Source organism: Yinghuangia sp. YIM S09857 (assembly GCF_051388915.1).
Taxonomy (GTDB): domain Bacteria; phylum Actinomycetota; class Actinomycetes; order Streptomycetales; family Streptomycetaceae; genus Yinghuangia.
Genome location: NZ_JBPKBH010000013.1, coordinates 211,123 through 236,217, shown reverse-complemented (window position 1 = coordinate 236,217; position 25,095 = coordinate 211,123). Strand labels below are relative to the sequence as shown.

Genomic DNA, 25,095 nt, shown 5'->3' with positions numbered 1-25,095 from the left:
CGCCAGTGGCGTCCGGGCCCCTTGCGGCGTTCGGCGGTCCTCCCGCACTTTTCCGTTTTTCCCGCGCCGTCGGGCAACCCGATCCACCCGGCCGGTACTCGTGCTGCATGAAGGAGGTGCCGATTGAGCCCGGACGAGGCGGCGGAGTTCCACGAGTTCGTGCAGGCACGCTGGGCGCGGCTCGTGCGCACGGCGTACCTGTTGACGGGCGACCACGGCGAGGCCGAGGACCTGGCGCAGAACACCCTCGTACGGGTGTACGCCGCCTGGCACCGCGTGCGCTCCGCAGACAGTCCCGACGCGTACCTGCGCCGCATGCTGGTGAACACCAACGCCGCGCGGTTCCGCAAGAAGCGCATCACCCAGCTCCTCGGGGCGGAGGCCCCGGACCGGGGCGAGGCGGACTCGACGGACCGCATCGGGCAGCGCGACGCGCTGATGCGGGCGCTCGCGCAGTTGCCGACCAGGCAGCGCGCGGCCGTCGTTTTGCGCTACTGGGACGACCTGCCGGAGACCGAGGTGGCCGCGATCCTGGGCTGCTCGGTGGGCACGGTCAAGAGCCAGGCGTCGAAGGGACTCGCGAAGCTGCGCGCGGATCCCGGGCTCGACGGGCCGCGATGGCACCCCAGCCCGCAGGCGAACTCGGAGGTGCTGGTCGATGACCGGTCGTGACGAAGGACAGTGGATGCGCGAGCGATTCGAGCTCGGCGTCGGGGACCTGCCGGACAGCTCGCCGCCCCACGAGGTGATCGTCCGGCGGGGGCGCGCGCGGCGGCGTACCCGCAACGCGGTGGCGGGGTCGGTCGCGTCGGTGCTGGTGGTGGCCGGGCTCGTGGCCGGGTTCACGATGCCGGGGGACGACGGGAAGACCTCGACCGCCACGGAACCGGTGCCGCCACCGCCCCCGGCGAGCAGCGCGGCGCCGGGGACCACGGGTGCGGCTTCTCCCGGGGCGCCGGGCATGGGGCGCGTGACGCTCGCGTCCGACAAACTGGCCGAGCACACCTGGGAGTTGGTACGGGTACGGACGCAGGGCGAGTACGAGGAGGACACGTACGTCCTGCCCGGACAGACCGCGACCGTCGCGCCCGAGAGGCACCAGGGCTACTGCGAGAGCTTTGAACTCGTCCTCGACGGCACGCGGATCGGCGAGGCGGGGAAGGCGTGCGGCGACACCCCCGACTACGCCACCTCCGACCGCGTGCCCGGCCAGGTGAACTTCCTGACCGTCGAGGTCGACGACAAGCACACCCGAACAGGCGCGGGCTTCGGCACGCTGGGCGCCATCTCGTGGGGCTTCGTCACACCGGACGTCGACCACGTCCGCGTGACGTTCAAGGACACCGGGCAGAGCGTCGACCTGCCGCCGCAGTCGGCCGCCGGCGTGTCCGAGCGGTTCTACCTGCTGGTCGTGCCGCACTCGACCGGCACCGACAGGCGGGCGGACCTGGTGGCATACGACACCGCGGGCAGGCCGGTCGCCGAGCAGCGCGGCGTGCAGGTCAGCGCGGACTGACGCGGCCGCCTGACGCGGCCGCGGAACCGTCCGGCCCCCGGCTCCGTCAGATCGGGCGCCGGTGACGACCGGTTCCGGACCCTGCCGAAGGAGTGGGCGTCATGCGCTGGGCCACGAGGCTGTCCGTACGATCCGGTCTGCTGGCGGTAGGGCTCGTCTTCGCCGTCGGCTGCGGGGCCACATCGGCGCGCAGCGAGCGGCATTGCACCCTGATCGCCGGCCGCATAGGCGTCGGGCTGGAGATCGCCGCCCCGCACGCCGAACGCACCGCCATCGCACACCTTCGCGCCTGTGCCGGGGACGTCTGCCGCGAGGGCGACCTGCAACTGAACCCCTCGACGGCCGCGGTCCCCGACCCGTGCACCGGCGAGGTCTGTGCGGCGCGGGTGACCCCGACGGGCGGGAAGCACGGCTTCCTCGACATGCCCGGCCTCACCGGCGCACCACTGCGGGTCACGCTGACGCTGCGCGACGCGGCCGGGGCGGAACTGCTGGTGCGGGAGGCGGACGTGACGCCGAGGGAGTCGTTCCCGAACGGCCCGGACTGCGGCTCGAACGGCTTCCAGGCGCCGGTCGCCCTCGCGGCGGACGGGACCTTCGCCGGCCGCTGACGGCGCCGGTCTCCGGCACGGCTTCCAGCCCGGCGACCGGCGCGGGTTCCAGCCCGGCGACCGGCGCGGGTTTCAGCCCGGGTTCCAGCGCGGGTCCCAGCCCGGGGACGGCGCGGGTTCCAGCCGGATTCAGCCCGGGGTCAGCCCGGGGTCAGCCCGGGGTCAGCCCGGGGTCCGGCTCGGGTTCCGGCGCCGCTCGCGCCGCACGCGCAATTCGCTTGACTTGAACCGAACTTCAAGTTGCATCGTGTGGGTGCGCGCGGTGCGTTCGGCGACCGCGCCAGGACCCGGACGGGATGTGGCTCATGCACGCTGTGTTGCTCACCGAATTCGGCACGCCCGACGTGCTGCGGCTGACGGAGGTCCCGACCCCCGAGCCTGGCCCGGGCGCCGTCCGGGTCCTGGTGCGCGCGGCCGGCGTGCAACCCGCAGACACGATGCTGCGCCGCGGGTTCGGGCCGCCCTCGATGGCCGGGGACCTCCCGCTCGTGCCGGGCAACGAATTCGCGGGCGTCGTCGACGCCGTGGGCGAGGGCGTCACCGAATTCGCCGCCGGGGACGAGGTGTTGGGCTGGTCGATGCTGGGGTCGTACGCGGAGGCCGTGGTCGTGCCCGCCGACCAGATGGTGCGCAAGCCCGCGTCGATGCCGTGGGAGGTCGCGGGCGTGATGTCGGCCTCCGGCCAGACCGCGCACCGGGCGCTGCGCGAACTCCGGGTGGGCAAGGGCGACACGGTCCTGGTGCACGCCGCCGCGGGCGGCGTCGGCACGGCCGCCGTGCAACTGGCGGTGGCGTGGGGCGCCGTGGCGGTCGGGACCGCGAGCGAGGCCAACCACGACTACGTGCGGTCGCTCGGCGCGATCCCGGTGACGTACGGGGACGGCCTGGCCGCCCGGGTGAGGGCCATCGCCCCGCAGGGCGTGGACGCGGTGCTGGACGCGGCCGGACGCGGGGCGCTGGACGCCTCCGTCGAACTCGTCGCGGACCGCTCGCGCATCGGCACGATCATCGACTTCGAGGGGGTGGAACGCCTCGGTGTCGTCGGCCTGCGCGGCGGGCCCGGGGCCCGTACAAGGGCCCGGCTGGGCGAGCTGATCGCGCTGTACGAGAAGGGCTCGCTCGCGGTCCACGTACGGCAGCGCCTGCCGCTGGCCGACGCGGCGGAGGCGCATCGAATCGTCGAGTCGGGGCACGGTCGCGGAAAGGTCGTGCTGATCCCCTGAGCGCGGTCGGCGTCCCGCGTCTCGCCGCACCCGGTGGGGCGGGGTGGCGGTCCGGACCGCCTGTCGTCGACACCACAAGCGTCGGCCGTGTACCGCGCCCGATTCCGTCTTCCCACGGGCACGGCACACGGCCGACTCGACGTCGTCCGCGGCGATGACGCGGTGGGGGCACGGCCGGCGGGCGGCGTTCGGGCGAGGGGAAGTCCGCCCGCACCCGCCCGTCGTACGGTGCGGCACACAGCGTCGTTCCGGGACCGCCGAGATGGGTGGAGAACAGCGCGCCAAGCACTCCGTCGACGACGTCGTCGGGAAGGCGCCGGGCACTCCCAGCCCCGCACGCCGGGCCCCAGCGTAGCAGCGAACTCCCGTACCAAGTGGGCGACTTCAGCGGATTGACAGGAGGACGCCGAGCCCGCCCCGACTCCGCGATCGCGCCCCGCTCCGCGGGTTCCCGCCGGCCGGTACGTAAGGTGGGCAAGCGTGCCGTTTTGGACGTGATGGCCCGGTGGAGCGCTCGGAGGCCGCGAGGATGGGGGCGGCCGCCGGGAGCGACGGTGGGGGCGACAGTCGGGAGTACGTCAGACCGTGTTGCGAGTCCTGCTCTTCCTGTGGCGCACGCTCGCCAACGAGTTCAGGTCGATCGTCGTCGCGCCGTTCCGCGAGCTGGTCGTCAACCGCCGTTGGGGCGGGCTCAATCTCGCGGTGATCGCCTGTGTGGGCGTGATCGTGCTGCACGCGGTCCACCTCACCGACTGGGGCCACGACTTCGTGCGCATCATCGGCGGCGTGCAGGCGAGCCTCCCACTCCCGATCGCCCTGCTGCGCACCCCCGTCTCCCTCTACGTCCCCGCGCTCAACCTCCCGGTCTGGGCCGGGCTCACGCAGTTGTTCCTCGCGTTCGCGCTGGCCCAGCTCACCCTGGGCTGGAAGCGCACGCTGCTGGTGTCGTACGTCGCGACCCTCGCCGGCACGATGGCCGCCCGCTTCATGATCTGGCTCGGCCCCGACCACCCCCTCGGCATCGGGCGGCACGAGGCGTACGTCCTGGACACCGGCCCCTCGGCCGCCGTCGTCGGCCTCTTCTCGTACATCGCGGTGGTCAAGCGCGCGCCGGTACTGTTCTCGATCACCAGCCTGTCCATGATCATCGAGTCGATCGCCGTCCCCAACCTCGCGGGCCGTGAGCACCTGGTCGCGATCGGCGCCGCGATGATCATGGGATTCGTGCGGCTCTACCGCGAGTCCAAGGGCATCGAGGAGGGCGCCGTCGCCCGCGGCATCCGCAATGCGGCGGTACGGGGGTACGAGCGCGTACGGCCCCGCACCCCACGGCCGCATCCCGACACCGACACCCCCACCCCGCCGCGGGACGGCGGGTCCGAAGCGGCGCCGAACCGTCCCCCTTCGGGGTGACCGCGTGCCGCACCGACCCACCGGTCGGTGCGCCGGGCTACGGTGGGAGGCAGTGGACGACAGCACTCCGGACCAGAATCCGGACCAGCCGGAGAATTCTCCGGAGCCGCCGCCCGGGTTCCCGGAGGACCTGACGGTGGTGTGTATGACGTGTGACGGCGACGGTTGGCGCTACGTCGGCAGGGCCGCGCTGATCGGCGGGCGCATCGCCGCGGTGGGCAAGCAGGAAGCGTGCCTGGTCTGCGAGGCGATGGGCCGGCACAACTGGGACACCGGGCCGGGCGCCTGGGTCAAGCGCCACGAGCGGCGCCCGATCCCCGGCTACTGAACGCCGCCCGACGGCGAGCCGAAACACGCCCGAGCCGACACCGCCCGATCCGGCCCCATCCGAGCGCGCTCCCATCCACCCCGGCCCCGTCCGAGCCGCCGCCATCCGGCTCGCCCTCCGCCCGAGCCGGTTCCCACCCGAGCCGACACCGCCCGATCCGGCTCCCAACCACTCCAGCCGGGCCCGGGCCGCTCCCAACCCCCGACCCCGCCCGGGCCGCCGCCATCCGGCTCGCCCTCCGCCCGGGCCGCCTCCATCCGGCCCGGCCCCGTCCGAGCCGTGGACGGACTGTTGACGATATGTGGACACCGCGCGAATAATCCGAACTGGCGAAGCCGGGGAGGGGGACGACGATGCGCGGCAAACGCGGCACGGATTTCCCCCGACCAGTCCCCCTCGTCTCCGGGTGCTTTCTGAGGCGCCGTCATATCGATCTCCTGCGGGTCTGTAGCGCGGCTTAGGTCGTGTTTCCCGATCTTTGTGCCGCTCAGGTCCTCGGCGCCGTGCATCGCAAGGCGCAGACCCCAAGCTCGCACTCGGTCGCACTCGCCCGCCCGACCCTGACGGACCTCCTGCGCCTGCAATATCGCGAGTCGCCCGTGAGGACCCCGGGCCGTGATCGCCCGTCCAAGCCCCGCAGGCACTGACAGAGACCCCTGCGTCCGCGTACGCCGTGCGACGGCCGTCGCCGACCGCATCTGCCCGCTGTTCCCTGCCCGATTCGGCTTCCAGGGAGTCCCGCATGCAATACCAGCCCCCCGTACGCCTGCCCAGGTCCGCCGGTCCCGTCGACTTCCGCATCCACGGACGCCACCGGACGCTCGGCCGTCCGGCCCCGCGCTTCGCCGGCCGCATCGGCCGGGCCCCGGGCAGCGGGTTCACCGCCGATCCGCACCGCTACCACCTCTACCTGTGCCTGGCGTGTCCGCGTTCGCTGCGCGCCGCCGTCACCCGCAGCCTGTGCGGGCTGGAGGACCGCGTGTCCGTGTCGGTCGTGGATCCGGTCCGCGACGGGCGCGGCTGGGCCTTCCGCGCGGGTGACGGCCACGGCCTGGACACGGCCGCAGGATTCGCGCTGCTGCGCGAGGCGTACGAGGCGACCGAGTACCACTACGACGGCCCGGTGTCCGTTCCCGTCCTGTGGGACCGCTGGAGCGGACGGATCGTCAGCAACCAGACGCCGCACATCCTGTACGACCTGGCCACCGCGTTCTCCACCCCGACACCCGGCTTCCCGACGGAGGCCCCGGCGCCGCCACGTCTGGTGGACGGCCACGTCGGCCACGGCGTCCGCCCGACGCCGGATCCGACCGTCCCGGTACCGCCGCCGGTCCTGCACCCTGCCGGGGCCGAGGACGAAATCGGCCGCCTCGGCGCCCTGTTCGAGGACGACATCTGGGAGACCGCGCAGCAGGCCGGACGCGCCCGCGCGGGCGACCGCTACGACGAGGCGATGCGCATCGTCCTCGGCGCCCTCGGCGCGCTCGAACACCGCCTCGCGCGGCGGCCGTTCCTGCTGGGCGGGCACCTGACCGCCGCCGACGTGCACCTGTGGGCGACGCTCCTGCACGTGGACGCCGTGCACCGCCGCCACCTCGCCGCCGACGACGTGCTCCGCATCGCCGACCACCCGGCCCTGTGGGCCTACTTCGCCCGCCTGTACGCGATCCCGGCGTTCCGCGACAACCTCCGCCTCGACCACATCGCCCGGCACCACACGAGCAGTTGCCGGGGGCCGGCGGCGAGCGGCGGTTCGGTGCCGATCGTCGACTGGCCGCGGCTGACCGGCATGCCCGCTCCGGCGGCCGTCGGTGCCTCCGGCACCCCCGGGGTGTGCGGCTGAGCGCGCTGCTGCACGAGCGACCGAACATGCGGCCCGAACTGCGGCCGAGCACAGGGAAGACGGGGCACCCGGACGTGAGCCGCGCGCCGGGAGTCCCGCACCCTTGTCCCGCACCCCTGTCCCAGCCCTTGTCCCGCCCCCTGTACCGGCCCTGTCCCGCCAACCAGCCAAGTGCCGCGTACCGTTGACAGCGTTCGCCGGGCTTCGTAGCGTCTGTCGCCTCTTGCACCCGGTTTCCGTCGCTCCCCCGAGGTCCTGTTGGCCGACGCCCTACCTGTCCGAGCCCCGCTGTCCCTCGCCGTGATCGGCTGTGGTCCCGGCGGTACGTCACTGCTCGAACGCCTGTGTGCGAACGCGCCCGACCTGCTCGGGGACCGGGAACTGCACGTGCACGTCGTGGACCCCCATCCGCCGGGCGCCGGGCGCATATGGCGGCGCGAGCAGTCGGCGCTGATGTGGACCAACTCGTTCGCGTCGGAGATCACGGTGTTCACCGACGAGACGAGCACTTGCGCCGGTCCCGTCAATCCCGGGCCGTCCCTGTGGGAGTGGGGGCGCGACCGCGCCGCAGAGGCCCGCGAAGGGCGGTTGTCCCCCGAACTCGCGCCGTTCGCCGAGGAGCTGGCCCGGCTCACCCCGCGGTGGTTCGCGAGTCGACCGCTGCTGTCCGCCTACCTGGCCTGGGCGTTCGGCCGTACGGTCGCCGCGGCGCCGCCGAGCGTGCGGATCATCGTGCACCGCACGCGCGCGGTGGACGTGGCGGACCTGCCCGGCGCCGGGTACCGGCAGCGGGTCGAACTGGCCGACGGCACCCGGCTCGCGGTGGACGCGGTGGTGCTGTCCCAGGGCCATGTGGACGTCGGGCCGGAGCCCGAGGAGCGGCGGCTGTCGGCCCACGCCGCCGCCCACGGCCTGGCGTTCGTGCCGTGCGACAACGAGCCCGACACCTCCGATCTGCGGCCCGGCGCCGAGGTCATCGCGCGCGGCATGGGCCTCGCGTTCGTCGACCTCATGGTGCGCGTCAGCTCGGGACGAGGCGGGCAATTCGTCCGCGACGGCAACGGCCTGCTGCACTACCGCGCCTCGGGACGCGAGCCCGTTCTGCTGGCGGCCTCGCGCCGCGGGGTGCCCTACCGCGCGAAGATCGGCTACCGCCTCGACGCGGGACACCGGGCCCCCGCACCGCGCTTCCTGACCGCCGAGACCCTGCGGCGGCTGCCGAACCGTTCCGCCGCGGGTTGGGACCTGGCACGCGACATCATGCCGCTCGTCATCCTCGACATGGCCTGGGCGCACTACCACCGGCTGTGCACCGCGCACCGCGACCGCACCACCGCGGACTGGGCCGCCTTCTCCGCCGAATTCGCCGGGCTCGCCGACGACTTCATCGCCCGCGCCGGCCGCGGCCCGGCTGCCGGGCCCCCGACCTGCGCCGCGCAGCCGCTCGTCGCCCGCACGGTGCCCGATCCGGCGGACCGCTTCGACCCCGACCTGCTCGACCGCCCGCTGGCGGGACGGCGCTTCCCGGATGCCGCGGCCCTCGACGACGCGGTACGCGCGCACATCGCGGCCGACATCGCCCGCCGCGCGGACGCCCGGTTCAGTGCGGACCTGGCGGCGCAGCAGGCGCTCGGGGCGGCGTACAGCACGATCGGGCGATTGGCCGCGGCCGGCGAACTCTCCGAGCGGTCGCGGCGCGAGGACCTGCCGGGTTTCCACGGCTTCTTCAGCTACCTGTCCAGCGGGCCGCCGCGGGTGCGGCTGGAGGAGTTGTCGGCGCTGTCCCGCGCCGGGCTGGTGCGCTTCCTCGGCGAGGACGTGGCGGTCACCGCGGACGAGGACGGCTTCACCGCGTACGGCCCGTCCCTGGCCGCTCCGGTGCGGACGCGCGCGCTCATCGAGTCCCGTCTGCCGCTGCCGTCCCCGTCCCGGGCCGTCGACCCGCTGCTGCGTGCGCTGTACGCCCGGGGCGAGGTCGCGGACGAACTCCTGGCCGGACGCCCGTCCGGACGCGTGCGCACGCTGCCCGGTGAACAGCGCCTGGTCGCCGCGAACGGCACTGCGCACCCCGCGCGCTTCGCGGTCGGTCCGGGCGTGGCCGGCGGCGTCACCGTGCAGGGATTCGCCAAGCCCGGGTACGACGCGCAGGTGTTCCTCGTCCACGACGCGCTGGCACGCGCGGTCCTCGCCGCACTCGCCCGATGCGGCGGCGCGAACACGGACGCCGTACGGGTCGCGGTCTGAGGCCGTCGCCGCCGCGCCCGAACCTCGCACGCGGCCTTCCGGCCCTCAGGCGACCCGGCCCTCCTCCGCCCCCACCCGCAGCGACTCGACGGCGAACCGCAACCCGGTCTCCAGGTACTTCGGGTTCTCCGGCTCGTGCACCAGGAAGTGGAACATCATCCCGTCGATGAACGCGAGCAGCACCTCGCCGTCGTTGACCGCGTCCGACGAGCCGGTGGCCAGCGCGACCAGTTCGGTGAGCTTCCAGAACTCGCGGGCCGAGCGGTTCATCGCCTCGGCGATGGCCGGCTCCCGGGTGCCCGCCAACTGCATCTCGTAGCGGGCGAGTTGGCGGTCCCGGCTGGTCGACCACCAGGCGTGGGTGAGCTCCGCTATGCGCGGGTAGTCCGGCCGGAACGGGCGTACGGCCATTGCGCGCAGCAGCTCGTCCGCGACCTGGCCGGCCTGCCGCCGCTCCAGCTCGGTCATGCGGTCGATCACCCCGAAGACAAGGTGGTCGCGTGTCTTGAAGTAGTACGTCACCGAGCCGTGCGGCAGCCCGGCCTCCTGCTGGACGGCGCGATGGGTGAGGCCGCGCAGGCCGTGGGCCGCCAGGACCCGGATCGCCGCGTCGAGCAGTTGTACGCGGCGGCTCGGCGGCCCACCGGGCACCCGCTCGTCGTGGGCGACTTCATCGTTGGCTGACATCCATCCATTATGCGCCCGACTTGACGTGCGTAGAAGATATCCCTACAAACGTAGAAGTCAGTTCTACGAATGTAGGAGGGGTCCATGTCGACCCACGGCACCGCTGCCACCGCACGCTCCAAGACCGTCAATCCCAGATTCGTGCTCCTGCTCGTCTGCACCGCCCAGTTCGTCCTGCTCATCGACGACACGATCGTCAATGTGGCGCTGCCGACCATCGGGTCCGACCTGGAGTTCTCCGAGAACTCGCTGTCCTGGGTCACCAACGCGTACTTCCTGACCTTCGGCGGCTTCCTGCTCATCGGCGGGGGCCTGGCCGACCTCCTCGGACGCCGGCGCCTGTTCGCCTGGAGCCTGGGCGCCTTCGTCCTCGCCTCGGCCGCCTGCGGCCTCGCGCCCAACGCCGGCACGCTCATCGCCGCCCGCGCCGCGCAGGGCATAGCGGGGGCGCTGCTCTCCCCCGCGGCACTGTCGATCCTGCTCGCCACCTTCCGGGAACGCGGCGAACGCGCCCGGGCACTCGGCATCTGGGCGGCCCTCACCGGCCTCGGCGCCGCGACCGGCCTGCTGATCGGCGGGGCGCTCGTGGAATGGACCGACTGGCGCTGGATCTTCCTGATCAACCTGCCGGTGGGCGCGGTCGCGCTGTTCCTGCTGCCGCGCGTCATCCCCGCCGACGATCGCTCGGCGCCGGTCCGGGCACCGGACTTCGCGGGCGCGGCCCTGGGCACCCTGGCGGTCCTGCTGCTCGTCTACACCGTCGTCGAGACCGACACCCACCCGTGGGGCTCGGGCCGGACGATCGCCGGACTCGCGGGCGCCGCGGTCCTCGCCCTGGGCTTCGCGATGCGCCAGCGCACCGCCGCCGAACCGCTCATCCCGCGCAGCCTTCTCAAGATCCGCCAGGCGGTGCTGGCGCAGCTAATGGTGCTGGTCGCGGCGGGCGGGCTCTTCGCGATGTTCTTCTTCCTCACGCTCTACATGCAGAACGTGCAGGACTGGTCCCCGCTGCGCACCGGCCTGTCCTACCTGCCGTTCAGCGTCGGCATGGGGGTCGCCAGCGGCATCACCGCGAAGCTCCTGGCCTCACGCGGCCCGGCGGTGCCGCTGGCCCTCGGCCCGGCGATCGCCGCGGGCGGCATGTTCGCGCTGAGCCGCCTGGACGCGCACAGCTCCTTCGCGTCCCACCTCATGCCCGCCCTCGTGGTCGCCGGACTCGGCCTCGGCATGGCCTTCGTGGCCGTCATCCAGGTCGCCACCGGAGGGGCGGGCGAGGCGGACGGCGGCGTCGCCTCCGCGATGGTCACCACCTGCCAGCAGATCGGCGCGGCGATCGGCATCGCCGTCATCGTCACGATCGCCACGAGCTACCGCGACGACCGTCTCGCCGAGGGCGCCCACCCCCTCGACGCCTCGGTCGACAGCTTCAGCCGCGCCTTCGAGATCCAGTCCATCCTGATGGCCGCCGCGGCCGTCCTCGGCCTGATCGTCGGCTGGGCCGCACACCGGGCGGGCCCGAACGCCGTCACCACCGCCGGGGCAACCGACGAATCGGCAGTCGGCCCCGTCTCCGACAACCACCCGACGGCACAACCGTCGTCTGTGGGCTGACCCCAGCAGCCCGAACGACCGGCCACCACGGTCGGCCAACCCACCCTCACACCGCCAACCGCGCGGCCCGGACCCCGTCTCCCCGGCGCCCGGGCCGCACGGCCGCGCTCAGCCCCGCGCGACCAATCCCGCGTCGTAGGCCACGATGCCCGCCTGTGTCCGGTTGTCGCAGTCCCGCTTGTCGAGCAGGCGGGAGACGTACCCCTTGACCGTCGCCTCGCTCAAGCACAACCGTTCGGCGATGTTGGCGTTGGCGAGTCCTTCGCCCAGGCATGCGAGCACGTCGCGTTCCCGCTCGGTCAGTTCGCCGATGCGCGACCGTGCCCGGCGGCGGACCGCATCGTGGTCCGCGGAACGCGCTCACCAGGCCGCGCGTCGCCGCTGGGGACAACACCGTGTACCCCTCGTGGGCCACCCGGACCAGACCGATCAGGTCCTCCGGCGGCGTGTCCTTAGACAGGAACCCGACAGCTCCCGCGTGCAGGGCCCGCAGTACGTCCTGGTCCGGGTCGATGGTGGTGAGCACGACCACGCGCGGCGGACTCGGCATGCGGGCGATGCGCCCGATGGCGTTGATGCCTCCACCCCCGGCATGTGCAAATCCACGAACACGACGTCGGGGCCCAGACGGATGACCGACTCCACGGCCTCGGCCCCGTCGTACGCCTCGCCGACCACATCGATGTCGTCCGTGCTGCCGAGACGCCACGTCAGGGCACGCCGAGGAATCCCCTCGCGGGGTCAGAGAGTCCCTACGCCCCTGGGAGGCGCGACCTCAGAACGTCCTTCCTCGGCACAGAAGTTCTGAGCGGAGGCGTTCTGAGCGGAAATGTCTGAGCAGGGGCGTCCTCAGGTCGTGCGCACCGCGTCGAAGCGCTTCATGCGCTCCAGCACCCGGTCGGGCGTCGGAGCATCCATCTCGTCGACTATGCGGCCGTCCGCGAGGAAGACCACCTGATGCGCATAGGACGCCGCGGTTGGGTCGTGGGTCACCATCACCACGGTCTGGCCGAGCACATCGACGCTGCGCCGCAAGAAGGTCAGCACCTCGGCTCCCGAACGGGAGTCGAGGTTGCCGGTGGGCTCGTCCGCGAAGATGATCTCCGGCCGCCCGGCCAGCGCCCGCGCGCAGGCCACCCGCTGCTGCTGGCCGCCGGACAACTCGGCGGGACGGTGCCCCAGCCGGTCCTGGAGGCCGACCGCGGACACCACCTGCTCGACCCACTCCGGATCGGCCTTGCGGCCGGCGATGTCCATCGGCAGCGTGATGTTCTCCTTGGCCGACAACGTCGGCAGCAGATTGAACGCCTGGAACACGAACCCGATCTTGTCGCGCCGGAGCTTGGTCAGGTCCCTGTCCTTGAGCTGCGTGATCTCGGTCCCGGCGATCCACACCCGGCCGCGGGTGACCGAGTCGAGCCCGGCCAGGCAGTGCATCAGCGTCGACTTGCCGGACCCGGACGGGCCCATGATCGCCGTCATGCGCCCGCGCGGGATGTCGATGTCGACCGCGTCCAACGCCACGACCTGGGTCTGGCCCTCGCCGTACGCCTTGGTCAACTGGGCGGCCCGGGCGGCCACTTCGGAGCGCGCGGGCGGCTCCGGCGCGGACGCCGGGCCATCGGGCGATGTGTCCTCACGACGGTGTTCCACGGATGCCTCCCAGGTTGCCGGCGGCCGACGACCGACGGTGGTGGTCCGGACCGGTGTGATCCGGGCCGCTGTGATCCGACACCGTCAAGGCTCCTCCGCGACCCCCGCCTCCCGGTAGACCGGATCGGCGGAATCCTCACCTACGAAAGCAAGGTGCCCACCCACGAAAAGCAGAGCGCTCACCTACGAAAGTCGCGAGCCGTCGTCCTCGGGGATGACGACGGCCTCCTCCGTCCCCCGGGCGACGACTCCTCCCGACCGCCCCGGCGCGCCTCCCCCACCCGAGGTCCGTCACAGCCCCCGGCAGCAGCCGTTCAGTCGCCCATCCCGCCCATTTCGCCTCGCCCACCGCCGGCCATCCCGCCTGTATCGCCTCCGCCACCGCGGGTCAACCACCCACAGGCGCCCTCCCCGCACCCCCGCCGACGCACGCGCCAGGGTGGCCCCCTAAGGGCAGATGTACACCACCAGCCCCCTACTCCTCCTTGCGTAGGAGCGGCCGTTCCGTTCCTGACGACGATTCATCGGGCACCCGCCGCCCAATACGGTGATCGTGTTCACTCGAATCAGTTCGCCCGCAACGGCGGAAACGCCGGACCGGCGCCATTCCGCCGCGCACCGGTGACAGCGCCCTGCCCGGCGCACCAGCCACGCACACAACCGCAGGAGAAACTCGTGACCACGGCCACGGCAGCCACGAACCACGCGGATTCCCGGGGGACCGGCATCGCCGCCCGCGCCGCCCAGCTCACCAAGGCGTACGGAGAAGGCGAGACCCGCGTCGTCGCGCTGGACGCCGTCGACGTCGAGATCGCCCGCGGTCAGTTCACCGCGATCATGGGCCCGTCCGGATCCGGCAAGTCCACCCTGATGCACTGCCTCGCGGGCCTGGACACCGTGACCTCCGGCCGGAGCTGGATCGGCGACACGGAGATCACCCAGCTCAAGGACAAGGCGCTGACCAAGCTCCGCCGCGACAACATCGGCTTCATCTTCCAGGCGTTCAACCTGCTCCCCACGCTCACCGCGCTGGAGAACATCACGCTCCCCATGGACATCGCCGGACGCAAGCCGGACCAGGCGTGGCTCCAGAACGTGATCGACACCGTCGGGCTGCGCGAGCGCCTGACGCACCGTCCGGCGGAGCTGTCCGGCGGCCAGCAGCAGCGTGTGGCCTGCGCCCGCGCGCTGGCCAGCCGCCCGGAGATCATCTTCGGTGACGAGCCGACCGGAAACCTCGACTCGCGCGCGGGTGCCGAGGTCCTGGGCTTCCTCCAGCGCAGTGTGCGCGAACTGGGCCAGACCATCGTGATGGTCACCCACGACCCGAGCGCCGCGTCGTACGCCGACCGCGTGCTGTTCCTCGCGGACGGCCGCATCGTCGACGAGATGCTCCGCCCGACCTCGGACGCGGTCCTTGAGCGCATGAAGCGCTTCGACGCCGCCCGCACAAGCTGAGGCGGGGCGGTCCACGATGCTCAAGGCGAGCTTCAGAAGCTTCCTGTCCCACAAGGGGCGCATGGCACTCTCCGCCATCGCCATTCTGCTGTCGGTGGCGTTCGTCTCCGGCACCCTGATCTTCACCGACACGATCACCAAGACCTTCGACGACCTGTTCAAGTCGACCTCGGCGGACGTGACCGTCTCGCAGGAGTCCGACAAGGACACCGGCGACCTGGCCGCGACCGGCCGCGTGCTCTCGATCCCCGAGGCGACGGTCGAACGCGTCTCCGGCGTCCCCGGCGTCGCGAAGGCGCACGCCTCGGTGAGCGTCGAGAACATCACCGTCGCCGACAAGAACAACAAGGCGATCGGCTCCTCGACCGGCGCGCCGACGATCGGCGTCAACTGGTACGAGAGCGACCGGTCCGCGGTCAAGCTCACCAGCGGACGCGTCCCGCAGGCGCCGGGTGAGGCGGTCGTCGACGCCGACACCGCCGACCGCAAGAAGATCAAGATCGGCGACCCGCTGCGCATCATCGCGCCCGCGGGCGGCTCGTCCGACGCCCAGGTCGTCGGCATCGCCACGTTCACCACCACCAACCCGGGCGCCACGCTGGTGTTCCTGGAGACCGAGTTCGCGCAGAAGGCGCTGCTCGGCTCGACCGACAAGATCTCGTCGGTCGAACTGGACGCCGCACCCGGCGTCACCAACGACCAGCTCAAGGCCAACGTCCAGAAGGAACTGGGCGCCGGCTTCGACGTGAAGACGAAGGCGGAGGCCGCCAAGAAGGCCGCCGACGACATCGGCCAGTTCATCGACTTCATCAAATACGCGATGCTCGGCTTCGCCGGAATCGCGGTCCTGGTCGGCATCTTCCTGATCTTCAACACCTTCCAGATGCTGGTCGCGCAGCGCACGCGCGAACTCGGCCTCATGCGCGCCATCGGCGCGAGCGGCAAGCAGGTGCGCAGGTCCGTCCTCCTGGAGGCGATCCTGCTGGGCCTGGTCGGCTCGACGATCGGCCTCGCGGCGGGCTTCGGCCTGGCGGTCGGCCTCAAGGCGCTGATCGGCCTCGCGGGCATGAACCTCAAGGGCACGTCCCTGGTGTTCAAGCCGTGGACGCCGATCGCCGCGTACCTCGTGGGCACGCTCGTCACGGTCGTCGCGGCGTACATCCCGGCGCGCCGCGCGAGCCGCGTGTCGCCGATGGCCGCGCTGCGCGAGGCCAGCGCCCCGGCGCAGAAGTCGCTCAAGGTCCGCACCATCATCGGCCTGGTGCTCACCGTGGCCGGCGTGCTGGCGCTGGCGGGCGGCGCGTCCGCGGACAGCGGTGCCACCGGCGGCGGGCTGCTCGGCCTGGGCGTGGTGCTGACGCTCGTCGCGTTCGTGGTGCTCGGCCCGGTGCTGGCGCGTACGGTCATCCCCGCGCTGGCGGCCGGCTACCCGAAGGTGTTCGGCTCGATGGGCCGGCTCAGCCGCGAGAACGCGATGCGCAACCCGCGGCGCACTGGCGCCACGGCCGCGGCGCTCATGATCGGTGTCGCGCTCGTCGCGGCCCTGTCGGTGGTCGCCGCGTCGATGAACGACTCGATCTCGAAGCAGATCGACGAGTCGTTCGGCGCCGACTTCACGGTGCAGAGCCAGGGCACCGCGTTCCCGACCGAGATCGCCGACAAGATCCAGGCGACCGAGGGCGTCGGCACCGTGGTCCGGGCCCGGGTCCTCGCGGAGGACGACGTCGAGGTCAAGTACCCCGACGGGAAGTCGACCGACAACGCGATCGGCGCGGAGAAGGGCTTCGACACCGTCTGGAAGCGCGCGGTGGTCGCGGGCAACGGCGGCGACATCGGCGCCGACGGCAAGATCACGGTGAGCGAGAAGGTCGCCGAGGAACACAACCTCAAGGTCGGCAGCCCGATCGAGGTGGTCTTCAAGGAGAAGAACCAGACCGTCAAGGCCGAGATCGGGGCGATCCAGGAGAACGAGGACCCCGGGGTCGGCTTCGGCGACGCCGTGGTGCTGCCGCTCGGCATGGTCAAGGAGTACCTGCCCGAGGTCCAGGACTTCATCGTCTTCGCCAACTCCAAGGCGGGCGCGGACAAGACGCAGGTCAGCGAGGCGGTCGAGCGCACCATCGACCCGTACCCGCAGGTCAAGGCGCGCGACCAGGCCGACTACAAGAAGCTCGTGCAGGAGCAGATCAACATCCTGCTCTACATGATCTACGGCCTGCTGGGCCTCGCGATCATCATCGCGATCCTCGGCGTCATCAACACGCTGGCGCTGTCGGTGGTCGAGCGCACCCGGGAGATCGGCCTCATGCGGGCCATCGGGGCCTCACGACGGCAGATCCGCCGGATGATCCGCCTGGAATCGATGGTGATCGCCGTCTTCGGCGCCCTCATCGGCCTTGCCCTGGGTCTCGCGTGGGGGGTGGTCGCCCAGCGGCTGCTGGCCTCCGAGGGGCTGGACGTCCTGACCATCCCGTGGAGCACGGTCATCACGGTCGTGGTGCTGTCGGCGCTGGTCGGCCTGCTGGCCGCCCTGCTCCCGGCGCTGCGGGCCTCGCGGATGAACGTGCTGAACGCCATCGCCACCGAGTAGCGGCCGGCGGTGTGCGAACGGCGCCCGTCCCCGGACTTCCGGGGGCGGGCGCCTTCGCGTGTCCGGGAGTCCGGCGCGTGGTGGGCTAACCGCCTTGGCCGGGAGGGGCGTTCGACGCCGTGCGTGCCGCCGCCGCGAGCGCCGCGCGGCACGCGCTGTCCGCCTGCCGGGTAGTCTCCGGCAGCCGGAACCGCGGGCTGAGCTCCAGGACATGGCGGCACGCCTCCGCCAGATCCAGCCCGTGCCCGACCGACACGAACACCGGTTTGACGTCGCGCTGCGTGCGCAGGACGGCGCCGACCACCTCGCCGTCGAGCACCAGGTCGGACGCGGCGCCGCGGACCGGTCCGGGCGCCTCGAACGTCCCGACGAACGCGGTCTTGCCGACGCCGACGCTCGGGATGCCGGTGTGCACTCCCAGGTGGCAGGCGAGGCCGAACCGGCGGGGGTGCGCGAGGCCCTGCCCGTCGCACACCAGCAGGTCCGGCGGGGTGGTGAGGCCGTCCAGCGCGGCGACCAGCGAGGGCAGCTCGCGGAACGCGAACAGCCCCGGCACGTACGGGAACCGGGCCCGGCCGAGGACGACCGAGCGCTCCATGACGGCGAGCGTCCGGGCGTCCAGGACCACGACGGCGGCGGCAAGGAGGTCGGAGTCCTCCGCGTACGCGACGTCGAGGCCCGCGACGCGGCGCACCGCGCGCGGTCCGGGTCCTGTGGTGTCGACGAGCGGACGCAGCCGGTCCTGGAGGGCCAAGGCCTCCTCGACGGTCTCGGGCCAGGGCTCGGGGCCGGGACCGGCGCCCGCTCCGGCGCCGGGCGTGTCGGGTGCCGCGTCAGGCGCGGTGTCGGGCACGGGTTCCGGCGCGGGTTCGGGGTTCACGGGGTTCGGCACACCGTCCACAGTAGGCCGGGCGCTCCCGCGCACCCACCGGATATCCCGGGCGCCGCCGTCACTCCGTCGAGGTGTGCGCCACCGGGCAGCCGCCGGTGAGCCGACCGAGGAACGCGTTGGGGTCGTAGAAGTGCTCGACGTCGAGCAGGCGCAGGTCGTCGCCGACCTTCGCGATGCTTACGCCGAACATCTCCACGCGCTCGCCGGTGGGGGCGAAGCCGTTGTACTCGCCCGCGAAGGTGCCCCAGTGGCGCCACTTGAACGTCACCACCGGCGGCGGGGAGAGCACCTCCAGCACCTCCCAGTAGAACCCGTCCGGGAACGCGCCGTGGAAGACGGCGTGCGAGGAGTCGAAGCTCTCCTCGCCGGTCCGGTAGAAGATGCTGTCGCCGATGAGGATGTTGTAGCTGCCCTGCTCCACGATGTCGGCGGCGGTCGCCCACGGGCCGCCGTTGACGCGAGTACGGAACCGCTCGGTGACCATGGACACCCACGTGGCGGGGTCCTTCTTGTGCGAGACCTCCATCTCGAAGACCTGCACGATCGACTCGACGATGGCCTCCAGCGACCCCGCGTCGAAGTTGTGGGTGCGCTGCCCGGGCATCACCGTGTGGGACAGGTGGTAGTCGGGGGCTTCCTCGCGCCAGTCGCCGGGGGCGGCGGCCGCGACCACCGCGTCGCGGCCCTGGAGCCACAGGGGAGTCTCGGGGACTTCGGTGCTCTCGGAAGTCGTCATGCGGGCGATCCTGACCTCTGGCGCGCGCCATGACAACCCTACGGATGGCAACTCTCCGTATATCTCCGCGAGTTCCCGCAATGCGCGGTTGACTCGCGTTGCGAAGGAAGGCTCCACGTTCGCCCAGGTAGTCAACTTTCTTTGACTTCAAGGGATTTGCAAAGAGATCCGGAACTGACAATACCGGTTCTGCCAACGGGTGCGCACCTCGGGACCGCCTCGCGAGCGGCCGGCGCGTGTGCACTCCGTGTTCGGAAGCCGGCGGCAGGGCGGGGTTCCTGACCTCCCGTCAGGCCTTGGTGCGGAGCCGGGTCCGCGAGTACGGTGTCGCCCGTCCCGACACCCGCGCCCGGCCGGTCCACGCGACCGCGGCGGCCCGGCCCGGTCACCCGCCGGTCCGGCACCGGGGTACGCGCCGGTTTCGCGGCGCATCGCCGGGGCCGTAACCCCCAGGTAACCCGGCGGCAACAGCCTGCCAGCACAGTGGTCGCACAACGCCGTTCGCACGCACCGGAAACGTCCACGCTCCCCGGCGCATGAGGAGACTCCGTGACCGACACGACCACCTTGACCGGCGCGACGCTGCCCGACGGCCGCGTCCGAAACGTCGTCCTCCGGCACGGCGGCATCAGCCACATACGCCCGGTCGGCATACCCGACCCCGGCCAGGCCGCGATCGACCTGACCGGCTACCTGCTGCTCCCCGCACCCGCCGAAGCGCATCTGCATCTGGACCGCGCACTCACCTGGGAACCGGTCGGCAGCGACCCCGACGGCCGGGACGGCGCGGTGCGTTCGTGGCGCGCGCAGCCGACCCGCTACGGCACCGCGGACCTGCGCCGACGCGCGCACCGCACGCTCCAGGCGCTGTCCGCGAACGGTGTCACGGCGGTACGCACGCACGTCGACATCGGCCCGGGCGGCGCCTCGCTCCGCGCCGTGGAGGTGCTGCGCGAACTGCGCGAGGACCTGCACCGCGTCCTCGACCTCCAGATCGTCGCGGTGCCCTCCCCCGACCTGTCCGACCGGGCGGCGCTGGAGGCGTTCGCCGCGGGCGCGGGCCTGCTGGGCGGACGCCCGCACCGCGCGTCCGACCCGCGCGCCGAGACGCGGCGGCTGCTGCGCCTCGCCGACCGCGCCGAGGCCGATCTCGACCTGCACCTGGACCACCGGCCCGACAGCCGCGTGCTCGCGGTCGCCGACCTCGCCCGGCTGCTGCGCAAATCGGGCTTCGGACGCCAGGTGGCCGCGAGCCACTGCGCGACACTGGGCCTGCTGCGGCCGCCCGCGCTGGCGAAGGTCGTGGAGGCCATCGCTGCGTCCGGCATGGCGGTGATCGGCCTGCCGTCGACACCGCACGGGGACATCCGGGCACTGCCGCCGTGCGGAGGCCCCGCGCCGCTGCACGCGCTGCTGGACGCGGGCGTCCGGCTCGCGGCGGGCGGCGACCACCTGCGCGACGCGCTCCACCCGATGGGCCGCGCGGACGCCCTGGCGACCGCGTCGCTGCTGATGACGACGGGTCAGATGGCGGCGGAACAGGCGTATGCGGCGGTGAGCACGTCCGCCCGCGCGATCATGGGCCTGCCCGCGGCGGGCACCGAGCCCGGCGCCGTGGCGGATCTCCTGGCGGTACGCGCGAGCAGCCTCGCCGAGGCCGTCCTGAGCGCCCCCGCCGACCGCATCGTGCTGCGGCGCGGACGGGTCGTCAGCCGCACCTCCGCGCGGCGGCCCGCCGCCGTTCCGGGACGGTACGCCACCGGCTACGGACGTCGGCGCGTCCCGGCGGGAGCCCGCTGAACCCGCCCCGGCCCCGCCGGGGATCGGGACCGGCTGCCTATGGCCATCGTTCGGTACTCATCGCATGATGACCCGCGGGCCCCTCCCGGTCCACCGGTCGACGACACGGCGGCGTTGCCGACGTGGCGGCATGGCAGCAAGGAGCACGGCATGGACACAGCGGAACTTCTGGACGGGCACGACGCGGTCGGCCTCGCCGAGCTGGTGCGCACGGACCAAGTCAAGCCCGCGGAACTCCTCGACGCCGTCGTGGCACGGCTGGAGGAGCGCAACCCGGTCCTGAACGCGGTGGTGTCCACGTGCGTCGACGAGGCGTACCGCGCGATCGAGGCCGGGCTGCCGGACGGCCCGCTGCGCGGCGTCCCGTTCGCGGTGAAGGACCTCGGGTGCGATGTGGCGGGCATGGCATCGGCGAACGGCTCGCGGCTGTTCGCGGGCGACATCGCCGAGCGCGACGGCATCCTCGCGCGCCGCTACCGCGCGGCCGGGCTGGTGATCGTCGGCAAGACCAACACCCCCGAGTTCGGCAAGAACGCCAGCACCGAGCCGCTGCTGTACGGTCCGACCCGCAACCCGTGGAACACCGCTCACACGCCCGGCGGTTCGAGCGGCGGTTCGGCGGCCGCGGTGGCGTCCGGGATCCTGCCCGCCGCGCACGCCAACGACGGCGGCGGCTCGATCCGCATCCCGGCGGCCTGTTGCGGCCTGTTCGGCCTGAAGCCGTCCCGCGGCCGGGTCCCGCACGACACGGGCGACGCGACCTTCGCGTACCCGCTGTCCATCGCCAACGCGGTCACCCGCACGGTACGCGACAACGCCGCACTGCTGGACGCGGTCGCCGGACCGGTGCTCGGCGACGCCACACTCGCCCCGGCCCCGCCCGGCTCCTTCCTCGCCGCACTCGCGGAGAAGCCGGGACGGCTGCGCATCGGCTTCGCGACCGCCGCGGCCGACGGCACGCCGGTGGCCCCAGCGGGCGCCGAGGCGGTCCGCCGCACGGCCGCGCTGCTCGCCGAACTCGGCCACGACGTCGAGGAGTCCGCGCCGCACTGGGAGATGTCCGACGTGGTGGCGGTGCTCGGCCAGGTCATGGGTGCCGCGGTCGGCGCGCAGATCGAGGACCGTCTCGCCGTGCTGGGACGCCCACTTGCCGACGACGACCTCGAACCCGCCACGCGCTGGCAGTACGACCGCCTCGCCACGGCCTCCGTCACCGAACTCAGCCGCTCGCTCCGGCTCGCCGAGAAGCTGGGCCGCCAAATAGCCCCGTGGTTCGATGAGTTCGACGTGTGGCTGACCCCGACGCTCGGCCTGGACGTGCCCGAGCTGGGGTGGATGGACACCACGCGCCTGGAGACGATGGCCAACGCGGGCAAGATGACGTGGTTCACGTCGGTCTTCAACGTGACGGGCCTGCCCGCGGCCTCCGTTCCGGCCGGATTCGACGCACGCGGCCTGCCGGTCGCCGTCCAACTCGCCGGCCGCATGGGCTCGGAGGCGACGCTGCTGCGCGTCGCGGCGCAGTTGGAGGAGGCCGCGCCGTGGCCGCGGCAGGCTCCTTGGAACGCGGGCGCCTGAGATGGTTCGGGGCATCCTGGGACGGGTGCCGAGGGCCCGGTACCGGAACGCGCTGGAAAGTGCGCGGGGTACCGGGCCCTCGGTCGGGCCGTGGTCGGACGGCGGGCCGGGCGGTTGGTCGCAGCCCGCCGTGGCCGACGGCCGCACTCGGGGCCGCGGCACCCGAAGTCTCGGACGGTGCAGCCGACTTCGGCCGCCCCCGCTACGCCCCCTGCGCCGGCTCCGCCTTGACGGACGTGCTGACGCGGCCGTCCACGCCCACCGGCACGTCGCCGTCCACGGTGGTGCGGTGCAGGACGCGCTCGACCCGGCCGAAGTCCGAGACCGCCCGGTGCTGCGTCGCCCGGTTGTCCCAGATCGCGACGTCGCCCGGCTGCCACGACCAGCGCACGGTGTTCTCGATGCGGGTGACGTGGCCCTGGAACAGGTCGACCAGCAACTTCGAGTCCTCGCGCGAGTATCCCTGGATGCGCTGCACGAACCCGCCGAGGAGGAGGGTGCGTTCTCCCGTCACCGGGTGCACGCGGACAACCGGGTGCTCCGTCTCGTACCTCGTCGAGGCGAAGACCTCCTGGTACTTCTTGAACGCCTCCGGGTCCTTGTCCGGCGAGAAGCCCGCGTAGTCGTACACGTTGGTGTGCACGGCCCGCAGCGAGTTCGCCAACTCCTTGAGTTCGGGCGTGAGTTCGTCGTACGCGGTCGCCGTGTTGGCCCACACCGTGTCGCCGCCGGCCGCCGGGATCTCGATGCCGCGCAGGATCGAGGCGAGCGGGTACGCCGGGACGAAGGTGACGTCGGTGTGCCACTGGTCGGCGGCACCGCCGTACTCGCTGGTGATCGGCAGGACGTACTCACCCTCCAGGTTCACCGTGGGATGCCCGATCGGGTCGCCGAGCAGGCGGGTGAACTCCAACTGGGTCTCGTCGGTCAGGTGCTGCTGGCCGCGGAAGAACACGACCTTGTGGGCGTGCAGCGCGTCACGGATCGCCTGCACGGTGGCCTCGTCGAGTTCGCCGGACAGGCGTACGCCGCCGATGACGGCGCCGATGCGCCCGGCGACCTTGGTGACGGTGATGCCGCCCTCAGCGGTGGCGGCGGCGGTGCTGGTGGCGGCGGTGTTTTCGAGCGCGGTGGTGGTCACGGATTTCCCCTCCAAGGGTTCCGACACGGGTCCCGACGGGTCCCGACGGGTCCCGAAACAAGGTCCCGTCGGGTGACACGGCATGGGCGAGAGACGAAAGCCGACGTCCGCGAACGGCGTACGTGGTGGCGTACGGGACATTCGGAACGGACGGCAGCGCGCGACCGCCGCGCCACGGGCGCGGGAAGGCGTACGGGGAGGGGCGGCGCGCGTCGGTCAGCGACAGTGCGCGCCGGGCGGCACAGGCAGGTGAGTGATGCGGTGGCGAATCAGCGCGCGCATCGATGCTCCCCTCGGGCCCGGCGAAAGCGCGGGCAGAGCGCCCGCGTCATGTCGATTGTGGGCGAGATAGGTGCACTGGTCAACTATTAACGGATAGACATACTGCGACACACCCGTTTGAGTGTTGGCATTTGTTAAGAACCGCATTATTCGCGTCTTACTGTGAGGGTCCATCAGATTTCTGACCCTCCGGACGAGGTGAGTCGTGCGCTCCGCTCGTGGTGCAGCCCTGCTCGTCGTCGTCGCGGTCCTGGCCGCCGTGGGATTCGTGTTCCTGGCCAAGGACAGTGACGACAAGAGCGCCAAGAACGACAGTTCCAAGGCTCCGGCCGCGGGCAAGGACGACAAGTCCGTGCAGGCCGCGCCCCCGCCCGCCGCCGTGACCCTGATCGGCGACGGCTCGACGTCCAGCACCGGCGTGCAGCCGAACCGGATGCCGATCGAGAAGCTGAAGCCCGGCGAGACCCCGCCGCAGTTCGTGGTCTTCTCGTGGGACGGCGTGGGCGAGGACAACCAGAAGCTGTTCTCGCACTTCCGCCAGGTGGCCAAGGAGTCCAACGCGACGATGACGCTGTTCCTCAGCGGCATCTACGTGCTCCCGGCCAGCCAGCGGGCGCTGTACCAGGGCCCGAACAAGGCCGTGGGCCAGAGCGACATCGGCTTCCTGGACGCCAACGAGGTGCACGACACGATCGAGCAGCTCGGCCTCGCCTGGAAGGACGGGCACGAGGTCGGCACGCACTTCAACGGCCACTTCTGCGGCCCGAGCGGCGGCGGCTCCTGGTCGGCCGCCGACTGGGTCAAGGAGACCGAGCAGGCGGTGAAGTTCGTCCAGACGTGGCGCACCACGACCGGCATCACCGACCTGCCGGCGCTGCCGTTCGACTACAAGAAGGAGCTGGTCGGCGGCCGGGCGCCGTGCCTGGAGGGCCAGAAGGCGCTGCTGGAGGCCGCGCCGCAGATGGGCTTCCGGTACGACTCCAGCGGTCCGGGCGGACGCCAGATCTGGCCCGCGAAGGTGAACGGCGTCTGGGACATGCCCCTCCAGTCGATCCCGTTCCCCGGACACACGTTCGAGGTCCTGTCGATGGACTACAACGTCATGATGAACCAGTCGCGGACGGTCAAGGGCGATCCGGCGAACCACGCGGCGTGGGAGAAGCAGGCGTACGAGAGCTTCATGGCGGGCTTCAATCGCGCGTACTCCTCGAACCGTGCGCCGCTGATCATCGGCAACCACTTCGAGAGCTGGAACGGCGGCATCTACATGAAGGCCGTCGAGCGCACGATGCGCGACGCGTGCGCCAAGGACGGCGTGCGCTGCGTGTCGTTCAAGCAGCTCGCGGACTGGCTCGACGCGCAGGACCCGGCGGTCCTCGCCAAGTTGCAGAAGCTGAACGTGTCGGAGAAGCCCGACTGGGCGACCTTCCTCACCCCGGCCGCCCCACCGGCGCCGCCCGCGGTTCCCGGGCAGCAGGCGGCGGGCGTG

General features: G+C 72.2%; 19 protein-coding genes and 1 pseudogene. 14 read left to right on the top strand and 6 right to left on the bottom strand.

The genetic code is table 11. The annotated features are described in order from the left end of the window. The first annotated feature begins 123 nt into the window (after positions 1-123). The 8 genes from ACRX5S_RS26405 (at position 124) to ACRX5S_RS26370 (ending at position 9,178) form a co-directional block, all read left to right on the top strand. On the top strand, positions 124-672 hold the full coding sequence (locus ACRX5S_RS26405; protein WP_436775579.1) for a SigE family RNA polymerase sigma factor: 549 nt from the start codon (positions 124-126) through the stop codon (positions 670-672). Next, positions 659-1,516, top strand: coding sequence for a hypothetical protein (locus ACRX5S_RS26400; RefSeq protein ID WP_436775578.1), 858 nt, complete (start codon positions 659-661; stop codon positions 1,514-1,516). Before ACRX5S_RS26405 ends, ACRX5S_RS26400 begins: the two co-directional genes overlap by 14 nt. A 101-nt stretch (positions 1,517-1,617) precedes the next feature. Then, positions 1,618-2,127: a hypothetical protein gene (locus ACRX5S_RS26395; RefSeq protein WP_436775577.1), complete on the top strand. Its 510-nt coding sequence runs from the start codon at positions 1,618-1,620 to the stop codon at positions 2,125-2,127. A 305-nt stretch (positions 2,128-2,432) separates the two neighbouring features. Then, the gene (locus ACRX5S_RS26390; RefSeq protein WP_436775576.1) at positions 2,433-3,350 is read left to right on the top strand and encodes an NADP-dependent oxidoreductase; all 918 of its coding nucleotides are present in this window, start codon (positions 2,433-2,435) and stop codon (positions 3,348-3,350) included. A 585-nt stretch (positions 3,351-3,935) separates the two neighbouring features. Next, positions 3,936-4,763 carry a hypothetical protein gene (locus ACRX5S_RS26385; RefSeq protein WP_436775575.1) on the top strand — a complete coding sequence of 276 codons (828 nt, stop codon included), beginning with the start codon at positions 3,936-3,938 and terminating at the stop codon, positions 4,761-4,763. A gap of 52 nt (positions 4,764-4,815) precedes the next feature. After that, complete coding sequence (locus ACRX5S_RS26380; protein ID WP_436775574.1) at positions 4,816-5,091, top strand: hypothetical protein; 276 nt, start codon at positions 4,816-4,818, stop codon at positions 5,089-5,091. Positions 5,092-5,833: 742 nt separating this feature from the next. Beyond that, positions 5,834-6,934 (top strand): glutathione S-transferase C-terminal domain-containing protein, encoded by a 1,101-nt coding sequence (locus ACRX5S_RS26375; protein ID WP_436775573.1) that lies wholly within the window; start codon positions 5,834-5,836, stop codon positions 6,932-6,934. Positions 6,935-7,192: 258 nt separating this feature from the next. After that, a complete protein-coding gene (locus ACRX5S_RS26370) occupies positions 7,193-9,178 on the top strand; it encodes an FAD/NAD(P)-binding protein (protein ID WP_436775572.1) in 1,986 nt (661 codons plus the stop codon). 45 nt (positions 9,179-9,223) lie between these two features. Here ACRX5S_RS26370 and ACRX5S_RS26365 read toward each other — a convergent pair whose 3' ends face one another. Next, positions 9,224-9,865: a TetR/AcrR family transcriptional regulator gene (locus ACRX5S_RS26365; RefSeq protein WP_436775571.1), complete on the bottom strand. Its 642-nt coding sequence runs from the start codon at positions 9,863-9,865 to the stop codon at positions 9,224-9,226. An 84-nt stretch (positions 9,866-9,949) separates the two neighbouring features. Here ACRX5S_RS26365 and ACRX5S_RS26360 point away from each other — a divergent pair, with 84 nt between their 5' ends. Beyond that, the gene (locus tag ACRX5S_RS26360) at positions 9,950-11,476 is read left to right on the top strand and encodes an MFS transporter (protein ID WP_436775570.1); all 1,527 of its coding nucleotides are present in this window, start codon (positions 9,950-9,952) and stop codon (positions 11,474-11,476) included. Positions 11,477-11,584: 108 nt separating this feature from the next. Here the strand turns inward: ACRX5S_RS26360 and ACRX5S_RS26355 are convergent. Continuing rightward, positions 11,585-11,791 (bottom strand): annotated as a pseudogene (locus tag ACRX5S_RS26355) (response regulator transcription factor); the annotation flags it as partial. Positions 11,792-12,325: 534 nt separating this feature from the next. Next, entirely contained in the window at positions 12,326-13,057 is a 732-nt protein-coding gene (locus ACRX5S_RS26350) for an ABC transporter ATP-binding protein (protein WP_436775621.1), read from the bottom strand. A gap of 798 nt (positions 13,058-13,855) precedes the next feature. Between ACRX5S_RS26350 and ACRX5S_RS26345 the strand changes: the two genes are divergently transcribed. Further along, on the top strand, positions 13,856-14,587 hold the full coding sequence (locus tag ACRX5S_RS26345; RefSeq protein ID WP_436775620.1) for an ABC transporter ATP-binding protein: 732 nt from the start codon (positions 13,856-13,858) through the stop codon (positions 14,585-14,587). A gap of 16 nt (positions 14,588-14,603) precedes the next feature. After that, positions 14,604-17,177: an ABC transporter permease gene (locus tag ACRX5S_RS26340; RefSeq protein ID WP_436775569.1), complete on the top strand. Its 2,574-nt coding sequence runs from the start codon at positions 14,604-14,606 to the stop codon at positions 17,175-17,177. A gap of 85 nt (positions 17,178-17,262) precedes the next feature. Here the strand turns inward: ACRX5S_RS26340 and ACRX5S_RS26335 are convergent, their stop codons facing one another. After that, positions 17,263-18,069 (bottom strand): endonuclease V, encoded by an 807-nt coding sequence (locus tag ACRX5S_RS26335; protein WP_436775568.1) that lies wholly within the window; start codon positions 18,067-18,069, stop codon positions 17,263-17,265. A 58-nt stretch (positions 18,070-18,127) separates the two neighbouring features. Further along, positions 18,128-18,805 carry a SnoaL-like polyketide cyclase gene (locus tag ACRX5S_RS26330; RefSeq protein WP_436775567.1) on the bottom strand — a complete coding sequence of 226 codons (678 nt, stop codon included), beginning with the start codon at positions 18,803-18,805 and terminating at the stop codon, positions 18,128-18,130. Between the two features lie 549 nt (positions 18,806-19,354). On the opposite strand from ACRX5S_RS26330, the gene ACRX5S_RS26325 reads away from it, so the two are divergent. Beyond that, complete coding sequence (locus tag ACRX5S_RS26325) at positions 19,355-20,605, top strand: amidohydrolase family protein (protein WP_436775566.1); 1,251 nt, start codon at positions 19,355-19,357, stop codon at positions 20,603-20,605. 150 nt (positions 20,606-20,755) lie between these two features. Further along, entirely contained in the window at positions 20,756-22,183 is a 1,428-nt protein-coding gene (locus ACRX5S_RS26320) for an amidase (RefSeq protein WP_436775565.1), read from the top strand. 202 nt (positions 22,184-22,385) lie between these two features. Here the strand turns inward: ACRX5S_RS26320 and ACRX5S_RS26315 are convergent, their stop codons facing one another. Next, positions 22,386-23,324: a TauD/TfdA dioxygenase family protein gene (locus tag ACRX5S_RS26315; protein WP_436775564.1), complete on the bottom strand. Its 939-nt coding sequence runs from the start codon at positions 23,322-23,324 to the stop codon at positions 22,386-22,388. 487 nt (positions 23,325-23,811) lie between these two features. On the opposite strand from ACRX5S_RS26315, the gene ACRX5S_RS26310 reads away from it, so the two are divergent. Continuing rightward, positions 23,812-25,095 (top strand): hypothetical protein (locus tag ACRX5S_RS26310; protein WP_436775563.1); only part of this gene is annotated, 1,284 nt, incomplete at its 3' end.